The sequence below is a fragment of the Geodermatophilus sp. SYSU D00779 genome (assembly GCF_054050595.1).
Map to the genome: position 1 here is coordinate 220,545 of NZ_JBJGZQ010000005.1, position 10,312 is coordinate 230,856.

Below are 10,312 nucleotides of genomic sequence, written 5' to 3' on the forward strand. Positions count from 1 at the left end.
ACGTCCTCACCCCGGGCCGGTCTCGCGGCCCCGTGTCCGCGAGACCGGCCCCGGCCCACCGCCCGGAGGGGTGCACCGGCACCGGCTCCTCCGGGAGGTCGACCCGCCACCGGACGGCGCCCATCCGGCCACCGCGGGCACCGATCTCACGCTGGCGGGAGCGCACGGGCGCCACTCGGTCGTCGACCGTTCTCCACTGCTCGACGCGCCGCGCTCGACAGCCGAGCGACGAACTCCTCGAGCGGCCCCCGACCGTGGTGGTGGCTCCACACCAGGGCGAAGGTCACCACCACGGCGGACTGGAGGAGGAATCCCCTGCCACCCCCGGGGAGACCAGGGGAGCTCAGCAGCAGCAGGTGGAGGCTGTACAGCGTCAGGGTCATGCTCCCCGCAGCTGCCAGCGGCCGGAGGAGGGCCGTGGTGGCACGGCCCACGAGGATGCAGACCGCCACCACCACCAACCCGACGCCGATCGTGTACGCGAGGTCGAGCGGGGTGCTGGAGTGCGGCAGGGTCGTCGCCAGCCACCACGGGGTGTCCGGCGGCGTGACCCCGCTCGCGCCCTCCCGCAGGAACCCCGCGAACTCCTCCTGGCTCATGGACTGCAGGGCGACCGACTCCAGACGCGCCCGCCCGCCGAAGACGTCGAGCAGCAACCAGGAGGTCGTCCGCGCGGCCACGGCGAGACCGACCCCGACCAGCATGATGATCAGGACGGTGCGGCGCGAGGTCAGCAGTGCCCGCCCCACGGCCAGACCGGCGCAGAGGTAGGCCATCCACGGCAACGCGGGGTAGACGCCGGTGAGGGTCAGTTCCCGCAGTACGTGCAGCGGGTCGTCGACCAGTGCGCCGAGGGTCGGGTTCGGCACGGGGTCCACCAGCTCCGTGCCGGCGCGGAGCACGTGGCTCAGCAGGGGCATCGCCACGGCGACCGTCACGGCCAGCCCCACGAGAGTGCGGGTGGACAGGGACAGCAGGGGGACGGCCAGCAGGAACAGCACCGCGTAGTAGGGCAGGATGACCGACGCGAGGTCGGCCGGCACCAGGTGGCCCAGCAGGAGGCCCACCGCGCCGATCACGAGGGCGCGAACGAGCAACGAGGCCGCCTCGGCGGTCCATCGACGTCCCGTCGGACGACGTCGGCCACCGCTGGCGAAGGCGATCCCCACACCTGCCAGGAGCGCGAAGAGGGCGGCCGACTTCCCGGCGGCCACGCTCCACGCCAGGGACAACTCCCCGTCCTCGTCCGTGGCCGTGTAGTTGTGCACCGCCATCATGCCGACGAGGGCGACACCCCGGGCGGCGTCGATGCCGACCAGGCGGCCGCGCGGACGCCCGTCCGCCTGCCTGCCCGTGATCGCCGGCGTGCCGGGGACGTCCCCCGAGGCGGCCGGGTCGCAGGCGTGGCGGAGGGGCGTGGCCCCGCGGGTCGCGGCGTCCCCCGGGACGGCCTCGCCCGACGGGGCGGGGACCTCCCGCTGCGGCACCTGCGGGCCGGCCGTCATCGCTGCGCCCCCGTCATGGCGTGGCCGGTCAGGCCCCGGCGTCCGTCCCGTGCCGGCGGTGGCGTCGACGCACGGTTGACCTTCTGCGCCGGGATGCCGCACCAGGTCGTGCCCGCCGGGAGCACCTCGCCCTTCATCGCCAGCGACATCGCGGACAGGGTGGCGTCCTCCTCCACGACCGAGCCGTAGAGGACGACGGCCTTGTCCCCCACGCTGGCGCGGTCGCGCAGCGTGACGTGGTCCATCTTCATGACGCGGTCCTCGAAGAGGTGGGTCTGCAGCGATGCGTTCGCGCCCACCGAGACGTCGTCCCCGATGGTCACGAGGTCGAACTCGGTGAGGTACGTGGTGCCGAGGAGGCTCCGTCGGCCCACCCGGGCGCCGAACAGCCGCAGCGCGGCCCCGAGCATCGGGGTGCCGGTGAGGAAGGTGAGCAGGGCCGGCACCGCCGCCGCCTCGTAGATCCCCGTGACGAACTCCGTCCGCCGGACGAAGCCGCTCCACAGCGGTCGCACCCGGGGCCGGTACCGGCCGACGACGAGCCACTTGAGCGCAGCCACGAAGAGGAGGACGCCGACGCTGGACGCCAGCGCCACCACGGGGGCGAGCAGGACGGTCGCCACGGTGCCCCACGAGACGGCCAGCGAGGACAGGCCGTACAGCGTGGCGAACATGGCGACGGCGAGCAGGGAGCTCGGCAGCACGATCCGGAGGAACTCGATCGCGTACCGAGCGCGGACCTGCCGCCTGGACGGGGTGAACGTCTCCGCCTCGGTGAAGTCCTCGAACAGCTCCCGGCGCGGCAGGTAGAAGGGCGGGGAGCCCAGCCACGACGTCCCGGCGTCCACCCCGGAGGGCGGCGGGACGCTGCGGACACCGATCAGCGACCCGCTCCCCATGACCGTGCCCGACGGGACGTACGCGGCGTTCCCGACGAAGGCGCGGGACCCGATCTCGGTGGACCGGAAGGCCACGTGGCCGTTGGCGTAGGTCGCGCTCCCGACGGTGGCCATGTCGGCGACGAAGCAGCCCTCACCCAGGGTCAGCAGGTCGGGGTCGATGTGGGAGATCGTCGAGACCTCGGCGCCCTTGCCGACCCTGGTCCCCAGCGCTCGCAGCCAGAGGGGCGTGTAGAGCGTGGAGTACATCGTGTTGTTCAGCAGCAGGCTCAGCTCGAGGAGCTTGTCCCCGAGCCACTTCTCGACGCCGAGCTGGGAACGGAGGTGGTGCACGCCCTCCGGGGTCGCCGACAGGACGAGGCGCCGGGCACCCAGGATCAGCGCGCACGAGGAGGCCACGAACAGCGGACCCGAGAGTGCGGCGGCGAGCAGCGCGACCGCCGTCCCGGAGGTCAGCAGGGCCCACCAGACGACCGCCACCACCGGCAGCATGATCAGGAACGGCAGCAGCTCGAGCAGCAGGACCCCACCGGCGAAGCCGGCCAGGAGCGCGCGCGACCAGGTCCGCGGAGCGGCCGCGCAACTGGCCATCAGCTCGACGACCGGGTCGACGGCCTCCGGTGCCGGTCGAGCCGGGGAGCCGGCCCAGGTCTCCCCGTCCGGGATCACCTGCCCGGACTGGAGCAGCGACTGCTCGCGGAGGATGGCCGAGGCGCCCACCTCCGACCCGCACTCCAGCACGCACTCGGACCCGACGACCGCACCGGCGCCGACCGTGACGGGGGCGATGGAGAGGACCCCCTCGGCCACCCGGTGCGCGTGCAGCTGCGTGCCGTAGCCGACGGTGGCCCCGGTGTGCACCCGCAGGAGCGCAGGCAGCGAGATGGCCGCCGTCCCGACGTGGGACTCGTCGTCCACCTGGGCGCCGGCCAGCCGCAGGTAGGTCGCCGCCCACGGGGAGCCGCTGAGCACGGTCAGCGGCGAGATGGTCATGAGCTTCTCGAGCGTCCACACGCGCAGGTGCGCGGCGCCCCAGAGCGGGTGGTCGCCGACTGCCAGTCCGCGGGAGAGCAGCCGGGAGCCGACGACCGGCAGCACCCACCGCGTCAGGAGGTACACGGCCGGCAGCGCGATCGCCAGCTGGACGACCATGGCGAGCGAGGGCTGACCGTCGTTCAGCCCGTAGACGAGCGCGACCGGCCACAGGAACAGCAGGACGACGGCGACGATGACGGCTGCCTGCGCGACCCCGAACCCGACGACGCGCGCGGTGGACGGCGGCGCGGGCCGCGGCTCGCGGAGCGGGAGTCCCTCGGCGTCCGGCTGGGCGCCGACACCGGCCTCGAGGAAGGCCGCCAGGGCCCGCACCGTGGGGTGCCGGTAGAAGTCCAGGATGGACAGGCCTGCGCCCAGGTCGCTCTCCCGCATCGCGGACACGACGTTCGCCGCGACGAGGGAGTGCCCGCCCAGCGCGTCGAAGAAGTCGGCGTCCACCGAGACGGAGCCCGGGGGCAGCCGGAGGGTCTCCTCCCACACGCCGGCGATCCACGCCTCCGCCGGCGTGGTCGGCGGCAGGTACTCCTGGTCGGAGCGGATCAGCCGGGGGCGACTCGGCTCGGGCAGCCGGCCGCGGTCGGCCTTGCCGCTGGGCAGCATCGGGATGGCGCCGACCACGTCCAGGTAGGCCGGCACCATGTACGGCGGCATCTGGTTGGTCAGGCGCTGGTGGAGCTCGTCGATGACCTCGTCGGCCCGGTCGCCGGACGGGTCCACCGCGGAGCCGTCCCGCAGGACGACGTATCCCGCGAGCTCCCCGCCGGTGTCGGGGGACGGCAGGAGCGTCACCACCGCCCCGGTCACCTCGTCGTGCTCGAGGAGCACGCTCTCGATCTCCTGCAGGTCCACGCGGTGGCCCCGGACCTTGACCTCGCTGTCCGCCCGGCCCAGGTACTCCAGCTCGCCGTCGGGCAGGAAGCGGCCGAGGTCGCCGGTGCGGTAGATGCGCTCGCCGGGGATGCCGCGGGGATCGGGGATGAAGCGGTCGGCGGTCAGGTCGGGCCGGTTCACGTAACCGACGGCCACCCCGGGCCCGCCGACGCAGATCTCCCCGACCTCTCCCGCCGGGACCGGCTTGCGGTCGTCGTCCAGGAGCATCACCCGGTAGGTCGGCAACGGGCGGCCGATGGTCACCGGCTTCCCCGGCCAGAGCTCGGCCATCGTGCACGTGACGGTGGTCTCGGTGGGCCCGTAGGTGTTGAGGATCCGGCGGCCCGGTCCCCAGCGGTCGACGAGCTCGCGGGGGCACGCCTCGCCGCCGACGTTCACCGTGCGGATCCGGGGGAGGAGACGGTCGAGGGTCGCCAGCACGGTCGGGACGCAGTAGATCATCGTGATCTCGTTGTCCTCGAGGAAGTCCGCCAGGCCGGACCCCACACGGCGGCCGTCGGTCGGACCGGCCACCACGGTGGCGCCCACCGCCCAGGTGGGCCAGATCTCCTCGATGGAGAAGTCGAAGGCGATGGTCATGCCCTGGTAGACGCGGTCGGTGGACTCGACCCCGTACAGCGAGGGCACGATGCCGATGAAGTTGCAGATGCTCGACTGGCCGACCGCCACGCCCTTGGGGCGGCCGCTCGAGCCCGACGTGTAGATGATGTAGCAGACCGGGTCACCGTCGGTCCCGACGGCCGGACGCGCGCTCGGCTGCATCGCCAGCTGCGGCCGCTCCTCGTCGAGGTGGAGGCGTCCGCACGGCAGGGCGGCGGTCGACGTGGCGAAGTCCGTCGTGGTCACCACCAGGTCGAGGGCGGAGTCCTCGGCGATGTACAGCAGCCGATCGGCCGGCGCCGACGGGTCGATCGGGACGAAGGTCGCCTCCGTCTTGGTGATCCCGAGCAGGGCCACGTAGGTGTCCACCGACCGGTTGAGCAGGATGCCGACCCGTGACCCGGTCCGGATGCCCCGGCTCATCAGCAGGTGGGCCAGGCGGTTGGCGCGCTGGTCCAGGTCGGCGTAGGAGATCCGCTCGCCATCGCACTCCAGGGCGATGGCTGACGGCCGGCGGTCGCAGGACAGCTCGAAGTACCGGCTCAGACGCGAGCACCGCGCGCCCGGGCCGCCGAGCTCCTCGACGACGTTGTCGTGGAAGCGGTATCCGGTCGGGCTGCTCTGGGCTCGCTGACCACCCGGCGGAGCGAGTGACTCCCCGGGGTCTCCCGCGAACAAGGAGAAGAAGTCGAGGTCTTCCTGGCGCGACGTCATCGATTCACTTCCTGTCGTCGGTGGGGATCGACCCGGGGAGCGCGACCAGCTCGTGGGCGCTCGGGGGTCTGCGGTTCGAGCCCGTCCTGGCGTCGGCCGTCGCCGTCGCGGTGTCCAGGACGGCAGGCAGGGCGGCGGGGACGACATCGACGCGCGCGTCGGTCGGCACCGGGGACGGCTCCGGCGGCACCGGCGCCGTCCGCCCGGGAACCGGGCCGGACAGCTCTCCCGTGCGGCTCACCGCGCGGCCTCCGCGTTGCCGGTCGGAGCCGGGCTCGCGCCGTCGACCGCCGGGAGGACCATCGTGCCGGTGCCCTCGGTGGTGAACATCTCCAGCAGCAGGGCGTGCGGGGTGCGGCCGTCGACCACGGTCGCGCGCCTGACCCCGCCCTCGACCGCCCGCAGGCAGGCGGCCATCTTCGGCACCATCCCCGCGTCCAGGGTGGGCAGGACCTCGGCCAGCTCGCGGGTGTCGATCTTCTGCACCAGCGAGTCGCGGTCGGGCCAGTCGGCGTAGAGGCCCTCGACGTCGGTGAGGACGACCAGCTTCACCGCGCCCAGCGCCACGGCCAGCGCGGCGGCCGCCGTGTCGGCGTTGAGGTTGTGCACCTGCCCGTTCGAGTCCGGTCCCACCGTGGAGACCACGGGGATGTGCCCCGCCTCCAGCAGCGTGGTGACCGGCGTCGGGTCGACCGCCACCACGTCGCCGACCAGGCCGACGTCCACGCGGCGGCCCTGCACCACCGCGTGCGTGCGGGCGGCGGTGAACAGCCCGCCGTCCTCACCGGACAGGCCCACGGCCCGTCCGCCGTGCTCGTTGATCAGGCCCACGACCTCCGGGCCCACCTGACCGACGAGCACCATGCGGACGACCTCGATCGTCTCCTCCGTGGTGACCCGCAGCCCGCCGCGGAACTCGCTGGCGACGCCGAGCCGGTCGAGCATCGCGGTGACCTGCGGGCCGCCACCGTGCACGACCACGGGCAGGATGCCGCAGGTCCGCAGGAAGACCATGTCCTCGGCGAAGGCCCGGCGGCACTCCTCGTCGACCATCGCGTGGCCGCCGTACTTGACCACCACCACGTTGCCGTGGAACTCCTTGAGCCACGGCAGCGCCCCGGTCAGGACGGCGACCTTGAGCGCATCGCCCTCCGGGTCGTAGGTGCGCATCACGCGCGTGGTGCCGATCCGCCGACGCGGCCGCGGCGACGAGAGGGTGCGGTCCACCCGGGGGGTGACGACGTTCTCCGTGAGTTGCTGTGTCATGACGAGTACACCGAGTTCCCGTAGACGTCTGGAAGGGGACGGGGCGCGGGTCCGGGAGGTGTCCTCCGGGAGCCGCGGTCGAGGTCAGCGCACGACCGGTGGTGCGACATCGCGCATCAACCCCCGCCGTCGCGCAGGCCGACGAGGGACCGCCTCCAGGCGACCTCGTGCTGCATCTGGCCGGTGCGCTGGAAGAGCCGGACCTGGTGCGTTCCGGCCAGCACGCGGACGAGGGCGTCGCAGTCGACGGGTTCGAAGCCCAGCCGACGCCAGAAGGGCCCGCGGTGGCGGCTGAACAGCCACGCTCGACGGGCGCCCTCCTCGGCCGCCCGCTCCAAGGTGAAGCCGGCCAGCCGCATACCCAGGCCCTCACCCCGCCGGGACGCGTCGACGGCGACGCTCCGGATCAGCGCCTGCCGGCCGTCCTCCGACAGCTCGTACCCAGCGGAGCCCCGCACCTGGCCCGCGGCGTCGCGCAGCACCCACAGCCGCACGGCCGGGTCCCAGAGGCCGCTGCCCGTGAGGTCGGCGCGGGTCAGGAACCGGAGCAGGTCGGGGACGTCCGCAGGGGTGAGCGGGAGGAGCGCGTCCCCGGCCCGGGAGCTCCGGTCCTCGACCGGCAGGGCCGGGTCCACCGGCGGACCGTGCTCGGGCGCATCGACCGTGGCAGAGAGCACCGGCCGGCCGGCGGTACCGACGAGGACGGCGCCAGCGGCCGGTGCGTGCCTGGCCGGCGTCCGGGGCTGGGCGCGCCGCCGTCGGCGGTCAGCCGGTCGAGCACCTGCGGCGTCGGCGGGCTCGGCCGCTGCGGCAGCGAGGCCGAGGGCGGGCAGGCTCCGGAGGACGGCGTGCAGGGTCCTCCACCGCTGCCCTGAGGGGGTGGCGGAGGCGGACGTCGGGGTCAGGTGTGGCCTCATGGCTGGGGTCCTCGGGTCACGTGGGCATGCAGACGTGTGTGGTGTCGTGGGCACCGCAGGAGTGGCGGCACGCCAGAGACCGGCTGCCGCTCAGCACGCCCATGGACGGGCGTGGCGGATCAGCCGGGAGGAGGGAAGATCAGTCGGGGCTGCAGCCCGGGTCGTCGGCACCGCCGACGACCGATCCGGCGACGCCGGAGCGCACCAGGACGGCGGCACCCAGGGACGGTGCCGCCAGGGCGGCAGGCAGGACCGCCACCGGGAGGCCGAACACGTTCTCGCTCCCCGGACCGGATGAGGCCGAGGACGCGTGCGCGCCCGTCACCGGCCCGCTCGGCGCGACGGGTGAAGGCGGGGGCGGGGCCAGGGGAGCGGGCATCGGCGGCGCCGGAGCCGCCGGCGGAGCGGCCGGGACGTCATCGGCGTCGACGACGGCCGTGGGCGCGGACGCCCCGGGAGCGGGATCGCCCCGGTCGGCCGAGGACGGGACCCCACGGGGCGAGACGGCGGCACTCCCCTGCACCGGCGCACCACCGGCAGCCTGGGATCGGAGCGCCTCCCGGAGGACCGACGGCGTCGGGGCGGGCGGCGGGGCCGGGGCGGTGACGGCGACGGTCTCCGGCCCGAGGTCGGCGTCCTCGGGGCCCGTGGTCTCGGGGCCCGTGGTCTCGGGGCCTGCGGCACCGGCGTCCGGCCTGGTCGTGGCCGCCTCGGCCGCGGGCGTCGCGGGGGTCGTGGTCGTCCCCGGGGTCTCCGTCGCGGGGCTCGCGGTCCCGGACGTGGGCGTCGCCGAGGTCGTCGTCCCCGGGGTCTCCGTCGCGGGGGTCGCGGTCCCGGTCGGGGGCGTCGCCGAGGTCGTCGTCCCCGGGCGGGGCGTCGCGGGGCTCGTGGTCCCGGACGTGGGCGTCTCGGGGGTCGCGCTGCCCGGGGAGGTCGTCCCGGGGGACGCGGGCCCCCGAGTGCCCGGTGGCGTCGACCCAGGAGCCGCCGGGGCAGCCGGGGGCGTCTCCTCTGGCGCCTCCGGCGCCGGCGTCGCCACCGGAGGCGTCGCGGGGCTCGCGGTCCCGGACGTGGGCGTCTCGGGGGTCGCGCTGCCCGGGGAGGTCGTCCCGGGGGACGCGGGCCCCCGAATGCCCGGTGGCGTCGACCCAGGAGCCGCCGGGGCAGCCGGGGGCGTCTCCTCTGGCGCCTCCGGCGCCGGCGTCGCCACCGGAGGCGTCGCGGGGCTCGCGGTCCCGGACGTGGGCGTCTCGGGGGTCGCGCTGCCCGGGGAGGTCGTCCCGGGGGACGCGGGCCCCCGAATGCCCGGTGGCGTCGACCCAGGAGCCGCCGGGGCAGCCGGGGGCGTCTCCTCTGGCGCCTCCGGCGCCGGCGTCGCCACCGGAGGCGTCGCGGGCGTGGGCGTCACGGGGAAGGGCTCCGCCACCGGAGCGGGAGCCGGGGTGGCCGGCTCGTCCCCCGCCGAGCCGCTCGGGGACTGCGGAGCGGCCGCACCGCCGCCGGAGGAGCCGACGGGCTGAGCGGGCTCGGCCGGCGGGGCGTCGCCGGCCGAGCCCTCGGCGGTCCCGGGACCGGTGGCCGGCTCGTCCCCGGCGTCGTCCGTGGCGAGGTCGTGCGGCGCGGGCGCCGGTGGTTCGACGACGTGCCCGTCGGCCGCCGGTGCAGGCAGCGGCAGGGGCTCGCCCTGCTCGGCCGCGGGCGGCTCGTCGGGCGTCTGGGCGGCCGCGGAGCCGGCGGACACGACCGTCGCCACCCAGGCGGTGCCCAGGAACACGGCGACGAGGAGGACCCGACGGACCCACCGCGGGAGCATGGTCGAGCCGGATGCAACTACGCAGAGTGATGCGGGAACACCGCGCACCCTCGCGTCATCGCCCCCGCTCGTCTGCACTCCCCGCTCCTGGACCACATCCGTTCGGACGACGATGTGGCACGCGACCGGGGTCCTCTCCCCCCGTCACCTCCGGACGACTGTTCGGGGAGACACGGGTGGGCGTCAACCGGTTGGGGCGCGCCGCATGTACACGCCGGGCTCTGATCTACGCAGCGTTACCACCTGAGCCGGTTTCGCAGCGGGCCAGTTCCGTTTGACCCGCGCCGCGCCGAGGACCGTCACAGTCCGACGACCCTGTTCGTCGATGACCGTCATGGCACCGGATGACCTCAGCCGCGCGCGGTGGCGCACAGCCGCAGGGAGCGCCTCGGCGTCCTCGACACGACGCGGCACCACGGAGCGGACAGCACCGGACGTGCGGGACGGTCCGTCCAGGATGGCGACCGCTGTCGGCCGCCCCGAGGACGGACGGTGACCTACCGGGTCACCGTCCCTCCTCGTGGAGTGCGGCGTCGAGGGCGGCGGGCAGGGCGGTGAGGAAGGCGTCGACCTGGGCGTCGGTGAGCACCAGGGCCGGCGCCAGCCGCAGCACGCCCGGCGCCACGGCGTTGGTCAGGAACCCGGCCCGGC

7 protein-coding genes are annotated in these 10,312 nt (G+C 74.9%); 1 reads left to right on the forward strand and 6 read right to left on the reverse strand.

From position 1 onward, the window contains the following. Positions 1 to 146: 146 nt before the first annotated feature. The 6 genes from ACI79G_RS05930 to ACI79G_RS05955 form a co-directional block, all read right to left on the reverse strand. On the reverse strand, positions 147 to 1,505 hold the full coding sequence (locus ACI79G_RS05930; RefSeq protein WP_456880211.1) for a heparan-alpha-glucosaminide N-acetyltransferase domain-containing protein: 1,359 nt from the start codon (positions 1,503 to 1,505) through the stop codon (positions 147 to 149). Next, positions 1,502 to 5,665, reverse strand: coding sequence for a Pls/PosA family non-ribosomal peptide synthetase (locus tag ACI79G_RS05935; protein WP_456880212.1), 4,164 nt, complete (start codon positions 5,663 to 5,665; stop codon positions 1,502 to 1,504). Before ACI79G_RS05935 ends, ACI79G_RS05930 begins: the two co-directional genes overlap by 4 nt. A 4-nt stretch (positions 5,666 to 5,669) precedes the next feature. Continuing rightward, the gene (locus ACI79G_RS05940) at positions 5,670 to 5,906 is read right to left on the reverse strand and encodes a hypothetical protein (RefSeq protein WP_456880213.1); all 237 of its coding nucleotides are present in this window, start codon (positions 5,904 to 5,906) and stop codon (positions 5,670 to 5,672) included. Beyond that, positions 5,903 to 6,931, reverse strand: a complete 1,029-nt coding sequence (argB, locus tag ACI79G_RS05945) for an acetylglutamate kinase (protein ID WP_456880214.1) — start codon at positions 6,929 to 6,931, stop codon at positions 5,903 to 5,905. Before argB ends, ACI79G_RS05940 begins: the two co-directional genes overlap by 4 nt. Before the next feature lie 116 nt (positions 6,932 to 7,047). Then, positions 7,048 to 7,566 (reverse strand): GNAT family N-acetyltransferase, encoded by a 519-nt coding sequence (locus ACI79G_RS05950; protein WP_456880215.1) that lies wholly within the window; start codon positions 7,564 to 7,566, stop codon positions 7,048 to 7,050. Positions 7,567 to 7,987: 421 nt separating this feature from the next. Beyond that, the gene (locus ACI79G_RS05955; protein WP_456880216.1) at positions 7,988 to 8,122 is read right to left on the reverse strand and encodes a hypothetical protein; all 135 of its coding nucleotides are present in this window, start codon (positions 8,120 to 8,122) and stop codon (positions 7,988 to 7,990) included. Positions 8,123 to 8,510: 388 nt separating this feature from the next. On the opposite strand from ACI79G_RS05955, the gene ACI79G_RS05960 reads away from it, so the two are divergent. Continuing rightward, complete coding sequence (locus ACI79G_RS05960; RefSeq protein WP_456880217.1) at positions 8,511 to 9,368, forward strand: hypothetical protein; 858 nt, start codon at positions 8,511 to 8,513, stop codon at positions 9,366 to 9,368. The last annotated feature ends 944 nt before the right edge of the window (positions 9,369 to 10,312 follow it).

Bases quoted from the DNA above. Each gene is read 5' to 3' on its own strand.
- ACI79G_RS05930 (WP_456880211.1), bottom strand. From the start codon at position 1,505: ATGACGGCCGGCCCGCAGGTGCCGCAGCGGGAGGTCCCCGCCCCGTCG.
- ACI79G_RS05935 (WP_456880212.1), bottom strand. From the start codon at position 5,665: ATGACGTCGCGCCAGGAAGACCTCGACTTCTTCTCCTTGTTCGCGGGA.
- argB (WP_456880214.1), bottom strand. From the start codon at position 6,931: ATGACACAGCAACTCACGGAGAACGTCGTCACCCCCCGGGTGGACCGC.